We start from the raw sequence: 20,805 nt of genomic DNA on the forward strand, positions 1-20,805 counted from the left end.
AAGCAATACAACTAAATAAATAGTATTAGGAAACACGATGGCTCCAAACTCCGCAGACTCCGTTATCGTTCTCGATTTCGAAACCACAGGCTTATCACCAAACATGGGTGACCGAGCGATTGAAATCGGTGCGGTTAAATTAGTTAACGGCGAAGTCGTCGACACCTTTCAGCAGCTCATGAACCCGGGATTTCGCGTTAGTGGATTCATTGAAAGCTATACCGGGATCAGTAACCGCATGTTAAGCACTGCGGCCAGTTGCAGTGAAGTAATGGGTGAGTTTGCAGACTTTATCCAAGGCAGCCAACTTGTTGCTCACAATGCGTCGTTTGATAAGCGCTTTCTCGATGCGGAATTAGACTTTATTGGCCGAGACTATACGGGCAAGTTCGCTTGCTCAATGTTGATTGCTCGCCGTCTAATCCAAGACGCACCGACTCATAAGCTAGGCGACCTTGTGCGTTTTAAAAACATCGACAACGACGGTACTTTCCACAGAGCGTTAGCCGATTCGGAAATGACAGCACGGTTATGGTTATTGATGATTGACGAACTGCAAAGTGATCACGGTATTCAACAACCGAGCTTTCAACTGATGCAGAAGATATCTAAGACCGCTAAAGGCTCGATTCCAAAACTGCTGATGAGTAACAGAGGCTAACTCTCTGCATTCGGTTTGGGGTTTGTCAGAAGGCTAGTAGCAAACAGTCACTAGCCTTAATATAGCTACCCTACTCCTGCAGTGACACTAACGTCGTCTTGAGGCTTTCTAGCTCACTCATAAAATAAGCCCATTGTTTATCACTGCTCACTGCGGCGATATCCACCAAGAACTTCGCTGATGTTTGCATATTCTTATCAAGCTTAGACTCCAGTTCTTGCGGATAATAATCTTCATTGTTCAAAAGTAGCTTCATAATAATTGGCTGTGCAATATGTAAATCGGTCTTCTTTTGCATAAGTATCGTTAGGTCTTGATACGTATTATTTTGATATTGTCGCCAGCTGTCGTTAGTATTTACCCACTCTTGAGACCAAGTCAAAATAATCTGTTTCTGCTCTTTCGATACCGACCCGAGCCATCGCTCTAGCCTATATTCTACTCGACTTTGATACCGTTCTCTCGAATCTTCATCATTCAATGATAATCTTTCTTCGTAATACTCTTGCTGCTTTTCTCTAAAGTTCTTTAAGAATTCGTTATCTTGCTCAGGGGTAAGCTGCATACTTAATGCGTAAATATCGGGAGCGAACTTATTTACGATCGAGCGAATATGATTTTTAGTTTGTTCACTTTGACCAACGATAAAAGCTGAATTCATATCCAATCTATCTACCTTTTGAATCGCTTCTAGTTGCGAAACATACAGAGGTAGCTGAGTTTCTTTATGCCATTTCTGTAATATATCTAATCGTTCTTCAAGCTCTGACTCTTGGCTATTTGAGAGGGAGACAAAATCTTCTATATAGCTAACGACAAACCAGTTTATATTGTTATAGGCGAACTTCGTCCCACACCCAGAAAATAGAAAACACATCAATAATACTAGCCAACGGCACTTTCTCATTACACCCTCTCACACACTTTCTAAACAACAAATTCCAAAACGATCTTACTAACGTAAACTCTAGCTCTTATAAACCTAGCTCAAACGGACAGTGGCCGTAGAAATTTGAGATAAATTGAGACTCAGACTTGCTAATCTAGCTATTTCGGCAAATGATTAAACTAAAAATAATTAATGGCAGTGATGTAACTTGATTTTTATTGCTCATTTGATGTAAAGGAACCCTATAAACGAATGGTTTATTTATTTTCAAATGATTAATATTTGGGAGGTAAGCTATGGCCGCTACTCCTCATTATACAAGCGAGTTAGAGTACGAGCTTTGTTATTTTGACGATGGAAGACTAACCACAATTACGATATCCGCTAATAATCGACAGGAAGCGATGACTTGGTATCTTAGTGAAGGGAAACATATCAACGATATTTATTCGCTCAGACCTGACGAATAATTGTGTTCTGGAGTTAACCTTGGCAAGAAAGCCTAGGTTAAAGAGTTGTGGAGAACCCTTTACTGCGGCATCGTTAACAAGACAGACACTTACAGTAAAGGGAGACAATCTCGAATTACTTCAGAATTCGGGCGCGGAATTGACGACCCTTCATTTTACCTGATTCGATTTTACCTAATGCTTTCTTAGCCATTGATCTTTCTACAGCAACGTAAGCACGCATCGCGAACAAGTTGATCTTACCTACTGACTTACCATCAATACCGCCTTGGCCTGTCAACGCACCAAGGATATCACCTGCGCGAAGTTTCGCTTTCTTACCACCATCAATCTGGATGGTTACCATGTTTGAGTAGTATGGCTTAGCGATTGGTTTCGCTGGCAACTGAGACGGTTCGATTGGCATATCCATGTACTCATCAATTTGAGCAACACGGTGCATCTCTTTTTCGCTAAAGAAGCTGATAGCGACACCTTTGCTTCCTGCACGTCCAGTACGACCGATGCGGTGTACGTGAACTTCAGGATCGCGAGACAACTCAAAGTTGAATACAGCATCTAGGTTATCAACATCAAGACCACGAGCGGCAACATCGGTTGCAACCAAGATAGAGATGGTTTTGTTTGAGAACTGAACCAAAGCTTGGTCACGTTCACGCTGTTCCATATCGCCATGAAGTTCGATAACGCTGAAACCACGGTGGCTCAGCTCATCATTCACGTTCTGCACTTCTTTCTTCGTATTACAGAACACAACCGCTGATTCTGGTTGATGATGAAGAAGCATTAACTCTAGTGCGTCATCACGAGCTTCAGTACCTTCAACCTTATAAAAGTATTGCTGAATGCTTGAGTGATCATGCGTTGATTCAACTTTCACCATTTCAGGATTATTCATGATGCGGTCTGCAACAGATTTAATCTGTTTAGGGAAAGTTGCACTAAACAATAGCGTTTGACGATCTTTTGGTGCTGCTTCAATAACAGCATCGAGTGCATCTTGGAAACCCATTTCCAGCATGCGATCGGCTTCATCTAACACAAGTGTGTTCAACTCAGACAGGTCAATACGGTCTCTCTCTAGGTGATCCAGGATACGACCAGGAGTGCCCACAAGAATATGTGCGCCATGCTCTAGTGAGCCAATCTGTGGTCCCATAGGCATACCACCACAAAGTGTCAGTACTTTAATATTGTGAATACCACGAGCAAGAGTACGGATTTCTTTTGCTACTTGGTCTGCAAGCTCACGAGTCGGACATAACACTAATGATTGAACACGAAAACGCTTAACGCGTAGGTTTTGCAGCAAGCCTAAACCAAAGGCAGCTGTTTTACCTGAACCCGTTTTACCCTGACCGATAACATCCTTGCCATCCAGAATAGTAGGAAGACTTAACGCTTGAATAGGCGTCATTTCAGTATAACCAAGAGAATCTAACGTATTTAGAAGCTCAGGTTTAAGGGCGATTGAAGAGAATTTTGAAGTGCTCAATGGAAATATCCAACTGGTGAAAAACAGAGTGCATTATGAGTGTTTTTGAAAATTATTCCACCTTAATCACAGTTTTGAACGAACAAACAATCATAACAAATATTTATCAGTTGGCGGTGTTAATTACAATTAAAATACGGGATACTATAAAGGGGCTTGTTTAGCTCGAGGTGGCGATGTCACTGAGCTTCAAGGAAAAAACACCTCAAATTTCAATATTGATGGTATCTATTCTAACTTTTCAGGAAGCTGTTACCCTGTTCGCAACAGCAACGCAGGGGAGCGTAGAGATATCAACAACGCGAGAGGCTGTTACGAACTGTTCCAAGACATCGTCAACAGTGATCATTTCGAAGATATCAACTTTGGTAGCGGTGGTTGGAAAAATGGAGAAACGGTTAAGGAAAGTGAGCTGATAGCGGCTCGTGATGCTGGTTATCAAGTGTATATACATCAAAGATCGAAATACTTTTCATACTGTCACTACTACAACATCGAAGGTGATTTAAGTAATGCTCCTTACCTGCTTTACAATGCGGTTGATGGCACTATGGTCTCGGGGACAAAAAACCTGTCGAACGGATTTACTTGGACAGATGAACTATTAGAGTACCCAGTTGCTACTCCCCCGCCATACGACAAATAGCTATTCACAATGAGCCGTTTCGAAAATACTTATTTTAGAAATTAGTAAACACGTATCAAAACACAAAAAAGCCAGCTTTCTTAGCTGGCTTTGACTTTATACGAATTGCTTTCTATGGCACACCGTGACCTTTAGATGCAACCCATACGCGATACCATTGTTCGCGAGTCAGTTCGATCTTCAGAGCATCAACCGCCGTCTTCACACGTTCAATCTTACCTGAACCAATAATAGCGATCGGGTTAGACGGTAAACGGCGAACCCAAGCGTAAATCACTTGGTCAATACTATCTGCACCCACTTCTTGGCGAATGGCTTCTAGCTCATCACGAACGCGAATCGCTTGTGCTGAATCGCCACTGAAAATGCTACCACCACCAAGACAAGACCACGCCATTGGGCGAATACGGTTCATCTGTAGTTGATCTAGCGTGCCATCGTGTGCGACTTCGAAGTTCAATGGGTTGACTTCAACTTGGTTAGTCACCAGTGGCTTACCTAGTCGAGATTGAAGCAAGTCGAACTGACGCGGTGAGAAGTTAGAGACACCAAAGTGCTTAACTTTGCCGACCTTATGTAGTTCAGCGAACGCTTCTGCCACTTCATCTGCATCCATCAGTACATCTGGGCGGTGAATCAGTAAGACATCGAGTTCGGTTACACCCAAGCGCTCTAGAGAATTATTTACTGATTGGTAAATATGCTGCGCGCTGGTGTCATAGTGATTGATCTTGCGATCAGGAGTGTGGTCACCACACAAGTTGATGTCGCACTTGGTGACGATTTGGATATCATCACGAAGGCTTGGCTCAAGCGCCAATGCTTCACCAAACAACTTTTCACATTGGTAGTTACCGTAAATATCCGCGTGATCAACAGTTGTGATACCAAGATCAATGTGCTGCTTCAGGAAAGTCAGGCGTTGTTGCGAGGTCATGCCCCACTCTGCTGTACGCCAGTATCCTTGCACCAACTCAGAAAGTTCTGGGCCTTGTGGCGCTGTCGTTACTCTTGCAACCATGGGTTGTCTCCTTTATCAATACTGAACGTATCGTAAGCTCGTTTTACCGAGGGCTCAACGTATAACAAATGGCAAAGGTAAACGCTTACTAAAAATGTGAGAGCCACAGAAAAACGAACACTTAAATCAATAATAGCTTGCTGTCTGCCAGTCAGCCGTTCTCCCAAAAGGCTTGTTTACCCTAATGAATTACGAAACTATCTATAAATTTGAGCAATTAAAGACGATTTAGTTCAACCGTTAAGTTGTCACCATCACTATGTAGCTGAATCCAAGGAACTGAAGAACGAGAAGAAGATGAAGAAGAACTAGGCACATTCCATAAACTCATTTGCTCATAGGAATGATGTGGTGAGTTGATGAATTCGACAAGTTGTTTATCTACCTTGTCGTAACCAACGCCCTCACGTTTCGCTTGTTCAAGTTGAGCGACGACGTCGAACTCATCCTCTCCAATCCGAATAGAGCTGAGCGCAAAGCCATCTTGGCGAAGATATGCCTGGAGCTTTGTGTAACTTAAGTTCGAATATGGCAAGTTAAAGCGAACCACCGCTACGCTTGAGTCACCCAACTCCAGTTCAACATAAACATCCAAATCGTAATACTGCGTCAAATCGCTGCACAAAAGAGCACCTTCGATCTCGCCACAATCCATTAGGTCATTATCGTTTACATAGTTTTGAGAACTAGGTTGAGTTGGGCCGCTGTTGAATACCGTTCGCAACCACCAGCTTTCGCTCGCTTGCGCAGAAAATGAAATGGCACTCAGAGCCAATAAAATAGGTAGGATTAAGACAGGAAGAGTTCTCATTAATTATGCTTATTTCGCGCGGTATGAAGCGCCTATTATACGTGACCAATCCACAAACAACCGCTTAAGCCACAAATTTTAGGCGAAAAATATTGCTCATGGTCAATATTAACAAGACTTACCTACCGTTATATGCAACATCACAAAATACACTCGATGAATATGTCATAATGTTGAAATTACAGGTTAATTTTCAAGGACTCTCATGACTGCAACGAACTACCTCAACCAACTAAACCAAAAGTATCTTGCGACTCATAAAGCGAAAGAAGACTTCTTCTGGGATACTTACATGGGAATAAGTGATGACCACGATGGTTCAACACTTGCACAAACCCAATGGACCGAGTTTCTTAGTTCTGCCGAGCAAATTACTGCTATCCAAAAACACATTGATGCAATCGACGAGATTCAAGACCTTGAAGAAAAAGAAAGCACCCTAACCGGGTTAAATGGTTGGCTGGCGACTTTTAGATCTCACGCTATTGAATCGGAACAATCTCAGAAGCTAAAAGCCAAACTCATCAAATTTGAAGCCGAATTGTTTGAGAAAAAACAAAATCATGTAATGACTTACGTAAATGAAGCGGGTGAAGAGACCGAAGGATCGCTGCCAGTTTTAGGGTCAGCAGTCAGGGGTAATGGTAATGAAAAAGTAAGACTTTCTGCACACCAAGCACTATTAAGTTTAGAACAATGGCTGCTAGCTAACGGCTTCATTGAACTAATCAAAAAACGTAACCAATTTGCTCAGTCACTTGGTTTTAAAACCTTCTTTGATTACTCAGTCATCAAAACCGAACAGATGACTACAGAGCAGCTGTTTGCAATTCTGGACGACTTTGAAGCCCGCACGCAAAATCGCCATCAGCAAAGCCTAACAAATCTAGCAGAACAGAAAGGTCAAAGCGCACTCGAAGGTCATAATTTTACCTACTCTTTTGCTGGTGATGTTATGAATGACTTGGACCCTTATGTTCCATTCTCAAAGTCACTAAGACGCTGGGTTGAATCTTTTGGTCGTCTCAACATCGAATATTCTCAAGCGACATTAAAATTGGATTTACTTGATCGCAAAGGTAAGTACCCTAATGGTTTCTGCCATGGCCCTATACCTTCTTTCTACGATCAAGACACTTGGGTAGCCGCACAAGTTAACTTCACTAGCAACGCCAAGCCCGATCAAATTGGCAGCGGTTATGATGGAATTAACACACTATTTCACGAGGGCGGCCACGCAGCGCATTTTGCTAACGTGAAAATGAACGCACCGTGTTTCTCTCAAGAGTTTGCACCAACCTCGATGGCTTATGCCGAAACGCAATCCATGTTCTGTGACAGCTTATTGAATGACGCCGATTGGCTCAAACAATACGCGCTTAATGCAGATGGCCAAGCAGTACCTGATGAGTTAATCAAAGCAATCATCGATAACAAACAACCATTCCGAGCCTACCAAGAACGTAGTATTTTAGTGGTTCCGTATTTCGAGCAAGCACTTTACGAATTAGCGGATGAAGATCTGACACCTGAAAAGATCACCGCTCTTGCTCGTAGCAGTGAGAAAAAAATTCTTGGATTGGCTTGTAGCCCTCGCCCATTGATGGCGATCCCACATCTGTTGTCGGATGAAGCGTCTTGCGCGTATCAAGGTTACCTGCTGGCTCATATGGCGGTGTATCAAACTCGTGCCTATTTCACCGATAAGTTTGGCTACTTAACGGATAACCCAGAAATCGGCCCTTTGTTAGCTAAGCACTATTGGCACCAAGGCAATAGCGTGAATCATAATGGGACAATCGAAAGCCTGACTGGGGAAGGTTTTAATGCCAAATACCTCGCCGACGAGTGCAACTTATCGCCAGAGCAAGCTTGGGCGGTTGAAGAGCAAAAAATCAAGCAGCTGTCGACAAGAGAACGTGCGCCAATTGCTGATTTGAATGCTAAGATATCGATCGTCGATGGCGCTACAGAACTAGCGAACAATGACAAGTCTAACAACCAAATGTGCGACAATTTTGAACAATTTATTGTCGAACACTATGGTCGATAGGTAAAAAGCTTCAAGGACTTCTAAAGAACGATAAAAAGCTATAAACAGCTATAAAGCCTATTTTAAACGTAAAAAAGGACGATCATTGATCGTCCTTTTTTGTTCTCTTCAGCTTTCAAACGTTACGTTATCCAGTAACACATGCCGATTGAATTTCGTTATCAAATTCAATATCGACAGAATCAACGCTTCTCAATGATTTTCTGTGAATCCCAAAGACTTGTCCCGTCAAAATAATATAGAACCTTTCCGTCTTAAGTAAATCCCACGCTTCATTTAAAGACTCAGCATATACCTTGTTTTGAGAATCTTGCGGGCGAGTGCCTGCCGCTCTTCCATGTTTACGTGCCAATTCAAAAAATCCATTTCGGTTAGGTTTGCATGTAAACAAGGTACTATTTCCATAAATAACACCCTGAGCTGTAATGCTCTTAACCATTACATTTCTCCAAATAATAATTCCACTCGTAATATTTAAGTGGCATACCACATGTCGATTCGTGGATGTTTAAACTGCATAAAGAAGAGAATATGGTGTGACGACCGGGCATGCGACTACACCATAGCAATCAGATTTAGAACTCTAAAACTCTTAACTAATGAGTTCTTAGAAGTAGTAGTAAGCTGCTGCGAATACGTGTGTTTCTTCGTCGTATTGCATGCTCGTTGAACCAATACGTCCGCCATCGATATCTTGCTTGATATCAATACCCATGTCTGCGTTGTCTGAGATGCGGTACATAGCGGCGATGTTGATGTAAGACGCATCAATATCTGATTGGCCATCGAGTTCATTGCTGTTAGAAGCGTAACCCGCTGCTAGCGTAAGATCTTCACTCAGCGTGTAACCACCAGAAACGTAGTAGCCTGTGTTCTTAACTGAATCATCTTCATCAGTCCAAGAGTTCACACCAAGCTTAATCGCGCCTAATTGAATGTTACCGGTTACTGTGTATACGTCGTAGTTTGATTCGTCACGAGTTTCGTAACCTGCATAAAGGTTTACGTTACCTTGTTCAATACCGATGTAACCATTCACGCCTTTGTCTGCGTCATTGTGGTCATCATCTGTTTCGAAGTAAGACACACCGTAAGCAAAACCATTGGTTGCGCCCTGGAACTTAACTACGTTGAATGCATCAGAAGCATCACCTGCCGAAGCGCCGAACTCGTAAGTGGTATCACCAGCGCCATCAACTTTGTCTAGAGCCGTATCGTTTTCCCAACCGAATGACGCGATACCAACACCAGTATCAAAACCAAGCCATGCTTTGTCTACGTCTGTTGCAGGTCCTGTATCAATGCAGTTCACCCAACCCGCTGTCGCAGCTTTGTTAGATGAAACGTTGTTGTCTGTTGTGTATTGAAGCATTAGATCTGTTTCAAAATAACCAACAATACGGTTGTTGCGGTAGCTCACTGCTAGCGTAAGGCCTGTAGCCCAATCATCATAAAATGCTTTTGAACCCGTGTCGTAGTAGCCGCCAACACCCATAGAACCCGCTACTGAGAATTGGTCTTTATGCATTGAATCAAATACAAACATATCTGTATTTTTGCTGTTTTCACTGCTTGTGCTTACAGCAAAAGCTGAAGTTGAGATGCTTGCGATTGCAAGTGCTACTAATGTCTTTTTCATGATAACCACTACCTATGTATTTTTAACTGGCCCTATCAAATTGGCCTTTTGGAGTGGCGTTATTGTTCAAAAGTTTGAGCTATTGATATACCGTAAATCTACTGAAATTTCATAGCCGTTATGAATTTTATTGATTAACCATATTATTAAGGTGAACTTACATTAGAAACCTAAATCCCAAGGTAAAGCCAATATCAGTACTATTATCCATGTTGCGAATATTCTCGATCATCAGAGCTTCAACCGCGAGTTGATGTAGACGATATCGATAACCCACTACCACTTCATTAGAAGGTTCTGAAAAGTCAGGATCGTTACTCGCCCAACCCTGATAGTTAAGGGATTCGAAGAGAAAACTGTGGCGACGGTTAAATCTATATTCATACCCTATCGCCCAACTTGTACTGACGTTCTCTAGGCTTAGGTTTTCATCTGTAACGAAATGGCCATCGCTGTTTCGATGCACAAGGCCAATGGTTGAAAAAACACTGTGCCTAGGTGTGATATAGCTGTAGTTAAGTTGAACACCTTGCTCGAAGCTTGTTCTCGCAAATTGCCCATCCCTAACATTATTGTAAAACAAAGAACCTCCAGCAGAGAGCGACGTTGCCCCTCTGGAATACAACAACAGCTCATTGTAGAAAGTTACAGCGTTTGTTAAGTCATCACCTTCAAAATCAGAAACGTGAACGCCTGCATCATGAAAATCCATGGTGAACTGGTTATCAGCCACTTCATCACGACCATTCTGACCAAGACCAAAGAGATCATGAAACCCCATAACAAAACTATCCAAGCCATTGTCTTTGGCCGTCACTTTCCGATAATCCAACTCCGTTTTCCAAATAGGTGAAGCTTGCCACTGGATGGCGATATTGGATTGGTTTTGGTAGTAATCGAGAGCATAGGCGCTGGTATGAGCCCATATACTGGCCTGCGTATAAGAAGACTTGAACTCAAATGCCCCAACTCTATTGGGCTGAGCCGAACGAAGTTGCGTAGAAAGCACATTTGAATGTATTGGAGATTGTGCATAGACGAACATTGGAGATGCTTTCGCGTTTTCAGGCAGGTGAAATAAAACTAATACCGCGATTAAGGTCGTCAGTAGCGCCCTAAATTTCTTCACTGGATAAACTCGGCTGTATAAATGCCTGATCTTATTAAAAACACTGTTCAATTAATGCAGTAAATCTACGGCTTATCCACCTGGAGCCTAGAATAAAGAGTTATAAAAAAACAAAAATTAGAATCTCTCGATAATGCAGAAATCTTACCTTGCACTGCATTGCTTGAACGAATAGTCTTCTGACAATCAATCTGATGAATATATTTACAAAGGAAACATGTGTCTGCTGCTAACCTAAGCTTTGAACAATTATTGATGAAACAATCTACAACGCTCATCAATAGTGATCCTAAGTACTTTCAAGCAACTTGGTCGCAAGCAAGCTTCGACGTACTTGATTGGTTTGGCATTGATCGTCTAACTCTTTATCCAAACTCAATGGTCTTAGTAGAAGACGGTAAGACATGCTCAGTATCCAAAAAACACATTCCTCCAGTCAATAAGCAGAATCTCATTGGTGGTAATTATCTTGATTACTTAAAGCTATTGAAAACCAACGAAACCTACCTTACTTTCTCAAAGGAAGAGCTAGTAAACAGCCAAAATTATGTTTTAAAGCAGTTGTATAAAGAAGGGGGGCGATGGCACTGCATCATACCGCTACAACTATTTAGTCAACGTTGGGGGGCATTATCTTTCACTAACTTCCATGATACTGATACCAATTTCGGCCTAGAAGACATCAAACGCTTGAAGCTAGTCTGTGAAGTTTGGCTTTGTTACTGGCAGCATTCCACACTAGCTAGAACGCTAAAACAGAATGAAAACCGACTAGAAGACGACAGCGATAAGCTATTATTACTGACAAAGAAACAGACCACAGTTTTAGCGCTAATCGCTCAGGGGCTTAGCGCAAAAGAGTGTGCAGAGCAACTCAACTTAAGTTCAAGAACCATAGAATCCCATAAGTATAGGATGCTTGGACTGCTCAATTTAAATAACCACAACGAACTCATTCAATTCGCCTTACGCAATGGCCTAGGTCTTACAGAAAACTTACACACGACACGTTAAAACAAGGCACTCAATATTTTTCAGGCTCGATGTTTCTCCAACTAGATATGTCTTATGCTCGATACCGTCTGTTACTCGTTACCTTCACTCAGCGCAAATTTTATCTCATCAGAAGAGAAGCCTTTGCGACTCAACATTGCATAAGCTTTGGAGCGTTCTTTATGATCGTTTAGATCATAGGATCTTTTCTGTAATTGTTCTAAACAAGAAGAGTAGAAATCCAGTTGCTCTTCGTTAATCAATCGGTCGATTAAGGATGACAGGTCACTGGTGTCGATTTGTCGCTGTCTCAATTCTTGCTGAATAGCAGTCAGGCCTTTACCTTTACGAGCGTACTTAAGCACTTCTTTCTCTAGGTCAGCCTTCTCAGCCTTAATTTGGATATTACTCATAAGCTCATTGGCTTGCGGGTGCTGATCAATCGCCACTTTCACTTGCTGATAGCTAAAACCACGCTTTTGCAGTGTCGCAACCAGCTTTTCACGACTCATGGTAAAGCTTGTGTAGTAATGGTTGATTCGGTCGATCAATATGGTTTGCTCATCAATAGACTTCTCAAAAGATACCTTATGGATTGCGTCAGAAATAACGGAGTCTTTCAAGCCCTTCTTCTTCAGTTTTTCGACAATGTATCGAGAACCAAATTCACCAGAAAAAGCTTGCTCCACAAACTGTTCAGCGAACACTTGGTCGGACTTGAGATACCCAAAGCCTTTCAGAGTGCCTAAAGTTTCATCGATCCATTCTTGATTGTCGGTTTTCACTTTCAGCTTTGCAACCAACTCACTTTCCGTCATATCCCTCTGAGTTAAATGCCACATCGCAGAGTTCATAACGCTTTCGATTCGTGTCGCTTTTCTTACCGTTGTATTTCTAGTCTTGGTTTTTTGCTGTGAATCATCCATTCAATTTCAACTATCCAGATTGAGCATCCCCCATGATAACGTAATTCTGACTAGCGTGAAGTGACATAAAAGAATGAGCACTAAGATAAACGGATACTCAATAAAAATGGACGCTATGCAGCGTCCATTTAATATCATATTAAGAATGTCGACTCTAAGCCGACTTAGCTTTTTTGTAACTAGCCTTTTTGTAACTAGCTTTCTTCGTGATTGTAAATGTGTACATCTCTTTGAGGGAATGGAATCGTGATGCCTTCTTCATCAAAGCGTTTCTTCACGGTTTCCGTCACATCCCAATATACATCCCAATAATCCTCAGTCTTAACCCAAGGCCTTACGACGAAATCAACCGAAGACGTATTCAAAGTATGGAGCTTAATCATATGCTCTGGTTTTCTAAGAATTAACGGGTGCGCAAGAAGGATGTCATTCAACACGCCTTTTGCTTTGTCGATATCATCGGAATAACCAATACCAAAAACCATATCAACGCGTCTAACACGCTCTGCTGTAATGTTGTTGATCACGTCTCCCCAAATCTTGTTATTTGGGATCACCAAGCGTTGATTATCAATGGTTTGAATCGTTGTCGACACCAAGCTCATGTCTTTTACTGTTCCTTGAACGCCAGCGACTTTAACCATGTCACCCACATCGTAAGGACGATAGATCAAGATCATCAAACCCGATGCAAAGTTGGACAAGGTATCTTGTAGGGCGAAACCAATGATGACACCCGCGACACCGAAACCAGTAAGTAATGGGGCAAGCTCTATCCCTATTTGAGACAGGGCAATAAGCAAACCGATAAACACAACGGCTTTAGATGCGATTGATACAAAAAACTCTTGCATCAAGACACTAAAGTCCATTTTTGAATGTGAGACGCTCTTGCGAACCGTTTTACGAGCAACGTTGGCAATAAGGCGAGTCACATACAAAATCCCTAAAAACAGCGCGAGCTTAACGACAAAAGAAGGGGTATTGTCAAACGCCCAAGAACTAAACGAACGTAACCAGCCATCCAACAGATCTAGTGCAACATCAACATCCAATACGTCAGCATTTATGTCCCCTGTCGTCGCCAATAAAATGCGCTTGTAAGAGGTTACATCCACACCAAACGGACTCATCATAGAGATGCTGTTCTCTAAGCTGGCAGCCATTACACTGGTTCGTTCACTGAAGCGTATTAGCTCAGTTTTAATCGTCGCTTTTTCTTCTTCGCTAACAAAAGACAAACGACGCTCTAAGTCCTGACGTTGAGTATCGGTGTAAAGAATCGCGTTGGTTAAATATTGAGAACGAGAAATCAATGCCGCTTTTAGCTGACTTTCAGCGGCCGTTACATCAACATCTCTTTCTTTCGACCAACTTAAAGTTTTAGAGAGTTGCTGATAATAAACATCCATCATCCCAATGCGTTTTTGAATCAGCAGCTCAAGGCGCTTTTTAGCATCACCTTCCGCCGAACGATTCTCTTTACTCATCGATACAATCTTAACTTCATTTAATGACAGTAAATGTTGTAAGAGCTCAACCTGCTGAGCAAGAACAGCATCTAGCCCTGCCTTTTTGTCTGACGACAATTGGGACGAAATCTCCTCACGCAAAGCTTGGTTTTTTCGTCTTAATATATCTTCTAGAAACGGCTTCTCAGCATCGTGCGCTGTTTCTAATGTTGTTAGGTCCAGCATTAGCTGGTCTTGTACTTCTGCTATTTTATCGACACTTTGTGCAAAACTCCCTGATGCAACAAACGCCAACATTAAAAATAGACAACGCCAAACCTTTATCATGTTAATTCCTATGAATGTCTAAATTGACCCTTTAAATAGTAGTAAAAAGGATATGGATAACAAGCATTTAAACGTATGTTGTGTTAAAAATTCGCAAAATATCAGTCCGTATCTAATATTTGAGAGTTCCAATCCCCTCTTTTGACCTGTAGAGTACGCAACCAACAAAGTACAACCGCCAATATCGTCACTTAAGTACATGCACTAGAACGCCTTAAGTCCGATATTAGCTAATAGCAAGAGAGCATAAAAATGAACAACGAACTTGATATTATCGATTCCTTAGAAGAACTAGAAAAGTTCCTAATCTCAGTTGAAGCTGGCGGTTTGGGTCTTGAAGGCGTTGAAGGTGTAGGCATGGCAACCAATAATTCAGATGGTCGTCACTTCGTTGCGGTATTCAACAGCAGCCACAAAGTTCTGCTCGCTCGCTGGATCACCAAAGAAGTTTTTAAAAATGGTAAAGACTTGGTACGTAATGGCCCTCGCCGTACTCACTAAGCCTTTCCAATAGTACCAATGATTAGAGCTCAACACATTCATCTACGATCTGTTGGGCTTTTTTGTATCACTTCATAATGAAACCACTCGATACAGAATAAATAGGCGATAACTTCCAGTTGTTGTGAACTTTAGTTAGAGCTAAATGTCGTATTTGCGTGAGTTGGTGTTTATGCGTCGTTTCTCGTGTATACATGGTCTCCGAGTGTATACGCAGTTTCCGAGTGTATACACAGTTACTGCGTTTATACATAGTTTCCGCATTTATACATAGTTTCACTTTAACAATTTTATGACTTGTGGCGCGAGGAGAACTTACCTAAGCTAACCGCAATTCAACAAGCTCGCTTTAACTACTAACTGATTTGATTACTGACTGATTTGCTTAATACATCGCTACTTTTCTTATCCACACAGAGCCGCCAGCAAAAGCATTCGCTTTGGGCACTCTTCCTTACCGGACTGGTTATCGTAACTTGTTTGGCGAGTACTCTGTCCGTAAAGAAATTCTCTTTATCTACACTGGCCAATAGTCAATACATTTTAGCTGAAACACAAACTCACTCAGAAGCCAGTAACCCTCAAAGCGATCTTACTTCTTCAGAAAAAATGGCCGATCTATACGCCAGTGTTTTCGGTTTAGAAGCATCTAAAATGTTAACGTCGCCTAATTCAAGTTCATGCAGCCTAAGTTCTAAAATGCTGACCTTCTCCACTCCTAAAACGGGTTGGCTGATCCCTTTCGTTCTGATTATTGCTGTTGCATTCAACTTGTCTCCTCACATCTCGAGATTATCCAGAGACAATCATCGCTCTTCTCGACCAACAAAACTTCGGTTACATCTCACGCACTGTATATTTAGAGAGTAAATAGCCGGGCAATTACACCCTTTTATTTATTTTTTGGAGATACATTTGTGTACAACACACTACTAACTAAGTTTGCCGACTCGTTGGCATTCTGCATGCGTACATGCGCAAAAGCTTACGTCATTACAATCTTAATCATGACGTCATTTACCGCCCTAGCTCAAACCACGGGCTGGATAAGCGTGCCTGAACATCCACCTGTAAAAATGCGAATGATGTCGACAGGTGAGCAGTCAGATAACGGCGGTACCGTTCAAACTGTATTGGACGTTACACTCGACGGTGACTGGAAAACCTATTGGCGCAGCCCAGGTGAAGGTGGCATTCCGCCAAGCTGGGATTGGTCTGATTCAACTAATATAGAGTCTGTAGATTGGCACTGGCCGATCCCTAAATACTACGAACAACTTGACGTAATGACGCTGGGGTACAAAAAGCACGTTAGCTTTCCTGTCACCCTTACGTTGAAAGACAACACGCAACCTGCGGTATTTAGAGCTTCTCTCTCTTTCCCGTCATGCACCAATATTTGTGTGTTAACCGATTACGACATCGAACTGCCGATTGATCCGCAAACATTAGAGATCGATGAAGAAGCGATGTTCTTGTTCAATCAAGGCATGAGCCAATCTCCACGAGAAGCGAATCGCACTTCAGTGAACGGCCTGTTCTGGGATAAAAGCAAACAACAACTGGTTACTCAGCTAACAAGTGAGGAAGGCTGGGATAAACCGATGGTATTGATTGATGGCCAAGAAGTGCTTGATGACTTCTTCTCTCCACCAACCGTCCACATCACAGACAATACAATGACCGCAGTATTCGATGTCAGCAACTGGATAGGCGAAGTCGACTTAACCGATCGCACCGTTAGTGTCACCGTGTCAGACACTAACTTTGCCGAAGAGATGACCGCTCAAGTTGGCTCAGAACCTATTGCTTATCAAGCAAGTAGCAACGGTTTTCTAGCAATGATTGGCTTTGCTTTGATTGGTGGTTTGATCCTCAACATCATGCCGTGTGTGCTGCCTGTATTAGGAATGAAGCTAAACAGCATCATTCAAAACCAAGGAGCAACCAATCGACATATCCGACTCTCATTTCTAGCTTCTGCTTCGGGTGTCATCACGTCATTTGCACTATTAGCCCTTGGCATGACCGTTCTAAAGATGGGTGGTAATGCGATTGGTTGGGGAATCCAGTTCCAAAATGTTTGGTTCATCGGATTCATGCTGATCATCACCCTACTGTTCTCGATTAACTTACTTGGTCTATTCGAATTCAGGCTTCCATCAGGTTTAAACACTTGGATGGCAACTAAAGGCGACGACTCCCATTCAGGTCACTTTATTCAAGGCATGTTTGCGACGCTTTTGGCAACTCCGTGCAGTGCTCCGTTCTTAGGAACCGCAGTCGCTTATGCTCTTGGGGCAAGCTACCAAGAGTTGTGGGCTATCTTTATCGCACTCGGTTTCGGCATGAGTGCACCTTGGTTGATTTTCGCGCTGTTTCCGAGTCTTACTAAACTACTACCAAAACCTGGGGCATGGATGTTCAGAGTTAAACTGGTGTTTGGCTTGATGATGTTCATCACCAGTCTATGGTTAGCAAGTCTAATGAGCCCATTCATTGGTAAATTCCCGACAATCCTGTTGTCACTGTTTATCGTGATTACAGTATTGATTTGGATTGGCCGTAAGTTGGGTCGCAAGGTACTTATTCCTATCATCGCAACCACAACCTTGGTGTTTGGTGCTGCATTGATCGTAGGCAGCGTTACCGCAAATAATTGGGCTACGCCAATTGTTGACAACCTTGCTTGGCAAAAGCTAGATGCAAAACAGATCCCCCAATTGGTTGATCAAGGAAAAACAGTGTTTGTCGATGTGACCGCAGAATGGTGTATCACCTGTAAAGCCAACAAAATTGGCGTCATTCTTCAAGATCCTGTCTATAGCCACCTACAACAAGAAGACATTGTTTTGATGAAAGGCGATTGGACAACACCAAGTGAAAGTGTCACTCAATACTTACAAAGTAATGGGCGATTTGGTGTGCCATTTAATATCGTCTACGGGCCAAGCTCTAAAAGCGGTATTCCACTGCCTGTTATTTTAAATAGTGACACCGTCACTCAAACCATCGACGCTGCGAGGTAGTTAATGAAGACTCCCAACAATGAAGAGAAATCTAACACGACTGAAGACAGCGCTGTAAAGAGTGAGGCCAAAAAGCCAAGTCGTCTTAAGAAGTGGGGAAAGGAACTGGTTTCAATGATATTGATCGTTGGCGTGGTTTCATTTGCCATGGATTTTTACCACAGCAGAAGCATGCCTCAAGGAGACGCGATTCCAATCGTGGGTCAGTCGCTCCAAGGCAAAGATATTGATGTTATCGAGCTAAGTAAAAATGGTAAGCCCGTCATTGTTTATTTTTGGGCGACTTGGTGTGGCGCCTGCAAGTTTGTAAGCCCAACCGTCAATAGCTTCAGCGATTCGCATCAAGTAGTTTCGGTCGCTTTGTCATCGGGTCCTGACGAACGTGTTCAGCGCTTCTTAGACGCCAAAGAGTATGACTTCCCTGTAATCAATGATGTTTCTGGATCAATCAGCAAAAGTTGGGGCGTTAATGTCACTCCAAGCATCGTCATCATCAAAGATGGAGAGATTAGCAGTATCGCAACAGGCGTTACTTCCCCGATAGGGCTCTGGTTAAGAACCTACTTTGCCTAACTCGCTTTCAAAGAAAAGTAAGGCGAAGCAAAGCAAGATGAATGGACTGATTTAAGCCAATTTAACTAAGAATAATACCGTGAGCGCGATCCAACGAGCACTCACGATTATCAAGAATTAGAGAATAAATAACATGAAAAAGCATCTGATTAGTACACTGATTTTAGGCTCACTAATGAGCAACAGTGCTTTCGCTGAGTTAAGTACAAAACAAACCCAGCAACTTGAAGAAATTAACCAATTTCTGAAAGATAACCCTTCTACGATCTCGGGCTTACATACTAGTTTAGAGCAGTACGTAGCAGGACAAGAACAAGCGAAGAAAGCTCAAGCAGAAAGCCAAGATTGGCTGTATAACAATGATGCTCATCCAATCACAGGCAACCCGGATGGCAAATCGGTCATCATTAGCTTTACCGACTATAACTGTCCTTACTGTAAACGCTTGGAAAAAGGCTTGGTTCAATTAGCCTCTGAGAACAGCGACATTAAAGTGATCAACGTGTACTTATCGTTTAAACAGCAACAAGTCGACGGCCTCAATACCAATGCCGCTTTATATGCGATGAAAGTATGGAAAGATAACCCAGAAGCATTCCCTGAAGTTAATAGATTACTGATGGCGAAAAGCGGTATTCACTCGAAAAGCTCACTAGAAGCTGTTGCCAAGAAGACGGGAACAGAAGCGGAGCTAAAAACAACTCAAGAACAAAACCAGGTTCTAACTACTAACCATCAAACGTTCAGCGCTCTCGGCTTAACGGGTACCCCAACAATGATGATTAACGGAAATGTCTTACCAGGATATGTGCCTTACAATCAACTTAAAGACATCGTGGATGACGCTTTTTAATCGAGTGTCGTTGACTCGAAAGAGACATTGATAAAAAAGCCGACTCGCGTCACTTCACACTCGTAGTCGGCTTTTCATAATATTAAAGCAATGCTTTCAATAATATTTTTGAAACAAAAAAACAGTCGAAGTGTCACCATCTCGTAATAGGTTCTTAATTTATCCTCGTTACTCTAAAAGCAGTTCTGTCGATGAGTGAAGGACGTGTTAACTCTAGACAACTGTCCTTTGACCGAGCCCGGCTCGGTCTTTTTTTGCTTAACTCAGTAAGCGACAAACAAGCGCTCCAGGTTCCCTTAGTGCATCCACGTTATAGCTCAGCACTCGCCCGGCAGAAGGGGCGTGATAGCGGCGACATTCATTGCCAAAAGCATCATATTGAATCGCTAGAAGATCCTCTTGTTCAACACTTTGCAAAAGCTCGACCTGAGGCAACACAAAGCCACCTATGTCGGCGCGGATAGACACGACGTTTTTGCCTTCAATCCAATCCATGCTCGGCAGCTGCTTTTCTCCTAACGGATCTTCACCATCAAGCATCTCGTAGTAAGACAGCATATTAAAAACACCGTCTACGGCTCGTTGAATCATGTCAGGCTGAGTAAACTTACCCATCCCCACTTCCACCGTAATGCTCGGAATTCCACTTCGATTCCAAACCGTTTCGAGAATCCCAGGATCGCCAGGATCATTGAGAACACAATCTGGCATCATCAACCTTGCCATTTCAAGGCATTGTTCAATTCGGTAGTCAGCAAAAACATAAAGTGGGTATACCGCACCACGAGTTTGGGTATGCAGGTCAACGGCGAATGTCGCATTGTGTTTGAGTAAGCGATCCCACAAAGATGCAACAAAGCGCTCTGCCGCTAAGCCATTCGCATCCCCCGGAAAGAGTCGATTAAGGTTGGCAGGGCAAGAGCCCGGATCCGAAGAGATGAAATCACGACTGTGATTTAGCAGGCCGGACAGGTTCACAGTAGGCACTACCGTTACCGTGCCTTTGAGAGTTTTACCGACTAAGTCTCTGATAATTTGCTGAGCAGCCAACACTCCGTTTAGCTCATCACCATGAATACCGGCGGTGATCATCAACTTTGGCCCATCTTGGCTACCTTTAAAAACAGAAACAGGCATGTTTTTAGGTTGCCCTAGCCCATCACTGGTTACTTGAAACCAAAACTGGTGCTCTCCAACGGGTAGGTCTTCAACATTCAAGGAGCCAATAACCTGCCTACCTTGTAAAACATCGCCTAAGTACTCTGTTTTCATCCAACGTCTCCATCTTGTTGAGCAAAATCTATTCTCTTCTAAGTT

At 42.6% G+C, this 20,805-nt stretch carries 20 protein-coding genes; 9 read left to right on the top strand and 11 right to left on the bottom strand.

The window, feature by feature from the left end; all coding sequences use genetic code 11:
* Window positions 1-37: 37 nt before the first annotated feature.
* The gene (locus BCU75_RS17155) at window positions 38-661 is read left to right on the top strand and encodes a 3'-5' exonuclease (RefSeq protein WP_076674159.1); all 624 of its coding nucleotides are present in this window, start codon (window positions 38-40) and stop codon (window positions 659-661) included.
* 70 nt (window positions 662-731) lie between these two features.
* Here the strand turns inward: BCU75_RS17155 and BCU75_RS17160 are convergent, their stop codons facing one another.
* Entirely contained in the window at window positions 732-1,568 is an 837-nt protein-coding gene (locus BCU75_RS17160; RefSeq protein WP_102474549.1) for a DUF6279 family lipoprotein, read from the bottom strand.
* Between the two features lie 278 nt (window positions 1,569-1,846).
* On the opposite strand from BCU75_RS17160, the gene BCU75_RS17165 reads away from it, so the two are divergent.
* Window positions 1,847-2,020: an RNA helicase gene (locus tag BCU75_RS17165; protein WP_102474550.1), complete on the top strand. Its 174-nt coding sequence runs from the start codon at window positions 1,847-1,849 to the stop codon at window positions 2,018-2,020.
* Window positions 2,021-2,135: 115 nt separating this feature from the next.
* Here the strand turns inward: BCU75_RS17165 and dbpA are convergent, their stop codons facing one another.
* A complete protein-coding gene (gene dbpA, locus BCU75_RS17170; protein ID WP_102474551.1) occupies window positions 2,136-3,515 on the bottom strand; it encodes an ATP-dependent RNA helicase DbpA in 1,380 nt (459 codons plus the stop codon).
* A 442-nt stretch (window positions 3,516-3,957) separates the two neighbouring features.
* On the opposite strand from dbpA, the gene BCU75_RS24630 reads away from it, so the two are divergent.
* On the top strand, window positions 3,958-4,161 hold the full coding sequence (locus BCU75_RS24630) for a hypothetical protein (RefSeq protein ID WP_241905391.1): 204 nt from the start codon (window positions 3,958-3,960) through the stop codon (window positions 4,159-4,161).
* 112 nt (window positions 4,162-4,273) lie between these two features.
* Here BCU75_RS24630 and BCU75_RS17180 read toward each other — a convergent pair whose 3' ends face one another.
* The gene (locus tag BCU75_RS17180; protein WP_102474552.1) at window positions 4,274-5,182 is read right to left on the bottom strand and encodes an aldo/keto reductase; all 909 of its coding nucleotides are present in this window, start codon (window positions 5,180-5,182) and stop codon (window positions 4,274-4,276) included.
* 217 nt (window positions 5,183-5,399) lie between these two features.
* The gene (locus BCU75_RS17185; RefSeq protein WP_102474553.1) at window positions 5,400-5,993 is read right to left on the bottom strand and encodes a hypothetical protein; all 594 of its coding nucleotides are present in this window, start codon (window positions 5,991-5,993) and stop codon (window positions 5,400-5,402) included.
* 205 nt (window positions 5,994-6,198) lie between these two features.
* Between BCU75_RS17185 and BCU75_RS17190 the strand changes: the two genes are divergently transcribed.
* Complete coding sequence (locus BCU75_RS17190) at window positions 6,199-8,046, top strand: M3 family metallopeptidase (RefSeq protein ID WP_102474554.1); 1,848 nt, start codon at window positions 6,199-6,201, stop codon at window positions 8,044-8,046.
* 127 nt (window positions 8,047-8,173) lie between these two features.
* Here BCU75_RS17190 and BCU75_RS17195 read toward each other — a convergent pair whose 3' ends face one another.
* The 3 genes from BCU75_RS17195 to BCU75_RS17205 all read right to left on the bottom strand — a co-directional run bounded on the left by BCU75_RS17195 (window position 8,174) and on the right by BCU75_RS17205 (window position 10,781).
* The gene (locus BCU75_RS17195; protein WP_102465599.1) at window positions 8,174-8,485 is read right to left on the bottom strand and encodes a hypothetical protein; all 312 of its coding nucleotides are present in this window, start codon (window positions 8,483-8,485) and stop codon (window positions 8,174-8,176) included.
* Window positions 8,486-8,653: 168 nt separating this feature from the next.
* Window positions 8,654-9,685 (bottom strand): porin, encoded by a 1,032-nt coding sequence (locus BCU75_RS17200; RefSeq protein ID WP_102474555.1) that lies wholly within the window; start codon window positions 9,683-9,685, stop codon window positions 8,654-8,656.
* Window positions 9,686-9,842: 157 nt separating this feature from the next.
* Window positions 9,843-10,781 (bottom strand): DUF3187 family protein, encoded by a 939-nt coding sequence (locus tag BCU75_RS17205; RefSeq protein ID WP_371715618.1) that lies wholly within the window; start codon window positions 10,779-10,781, stop codon window positions 9,843-9,845.
* A 252-nt stretch (window positions 10,782-11,033) separates the two neighbouring features.
* Here BCU75_RS17205 and BCU75_RS17210 point away from each other — a divergent pair, with 252 nt between their 5' ends.
* A complete protein-coding gene (locus BCU75_RS17210) occupies window positions 11,034-11,828 on the top strand; it encodes a helix-turn-helix transcriptional regulator (protein WP_102474556.1) in 795 nt (264 codons plus the stop codon).
* A gap of 71 nt (window positions 11,829-11,899) precedes the next feature.
* Here the strand turns inward: BCU75_RS17210 and BCU75_RS17215 are convergent, their stop codons facing one another.
* Together BCU75_RS17215 and BCU75_RS17220 are read right to left on the bottom strand one after the other, a co-directional pair.
* Window positions 11,900-12,733 carry a regulatory protein RecX gene (locus BCU75_RS17215; protein WP_102474557.1) on the bottom strand — a complete coding sequence of 278 codons (834 nt, stop codon included), beginning with the start codon at window positions 12,731-12,733 and terminating at the stop codon, window positions 11,900-11,902.
* Between the two features lie 194 nt (window positions 12,734-12,927).
* On the bottom strand, window positions 12,928-14,532 hold the full coding sequence (locus BCU75_RS17220; protein ID WP_076674136.1) for a mechanosensitive ion channel family protein: 1,605 nt from the start codon (window positions 14,530-14,532) through the stop codon (window positions 12,928-12,930).
* Between the two features lie 252 nt (window positions 14,533-14,784).
* Here BCU75_RS17220 and BCU75_RS17225 point away from each other — a divergent pair, with 252 nt between their 5' ends.
* Window positions 14,785-15,033, top strand: a complete 249-nt coding sequence (locus BCU75_RS17225) for a hypothetical protein (protein WP_102474558.1) — start codon at window positions 14,785-14,787, stop codon at window positions 15,031-15,033.
* Window positions 15,034-15,614: 581 nt separating this feature from the next.
* Here BCU75_RS17225 and BCU75_RS17230 read toward each other — a convergent pair.
* Window positions 15,615-15,803, bottom strand: coding sequence for a hypothetical protein (locus tag BCU75_RS17230; protein ID WP_076674133.1), 189 nt, complete (start codon window positions 15,801-15,803; stop codon window positions 15,615-15,617).
* Window positions 15,804-15,998: 195 nt separating this feature from the next.
* On the opposite strand from BCU75_RS17230, the gene BCU75_RS17235 reads away from it, so the two are divergent.
* The 3 genes from BCU75_RS17235 to BCU75_RS17245 all read left to right on the top strand — a co-directional run bounded on the left by BCU75_RS17235 (window position 15,999) and on the right by BCU75_RS17245 (window position 19,488).
* Entirely contained in the window at window positions 15,999-18,062 is a 2,064-nt protein-coding gene (locus BCU75_RS17235) for a protein-disulfide reductase DsbD family protein (protein ID WP_102474611.1), read from the top strand.
* A 3-nt stretch (window positions 18,063-18,065) separates the two neighbouring features.
* On the top strand, window positions 18,066-18,635 hold the full coding sequence (locus BCU75_RS17240; protein ID WP_102474559.1) for a protein disulfide oxidoreductase: 570 nt from the start codon (window positions 18,066-18,068) through the stop codon (window positions 18,633-18,635).
* 133 nt (window positions 18,636-18,768) lie between these two features.
* The gene (locus tag BCU75_RS17245) at window positions 18,769-19,488 is read left to right on the top strand and encodes a DsbA family protein (protein ID WP_102474560.1); all 720 of its coding nucleotides are present in this window, start codon (window positions 18,769-18,771) and stop codon (window positions 19,486-19,488) included.
* A 258-nt stretch (window positions 19,489-19,746) separates the two neighbouring features.
* On the opposite strand, the gene BCU75_RS17250 is transcribed toward BCU75_RS17245, so the two are convergent.
* Window positions 19,747-20,760, bottom strand: coding sequence for a succinylglutamate desuccinylase/aspartoacylase family protein (locus BCU75_RS17250; protein ID WP_102474561.1), 1,014 nt, complete (start codon window positions 20,758-20,760; stop codon window positions 19,747-19,749).
* Window positions 20,761-20,805: the final 45 nt, after the last annotated feature.

This window comes from Vibrio splendidus (assembly GCF_002873455.1).
GTDB lineage: Bacteria > Pseudomonadota > Gammaproteobacteria > Enterobacterales > Vibrionaceae > Vibrio > Vibrio splendidus_J.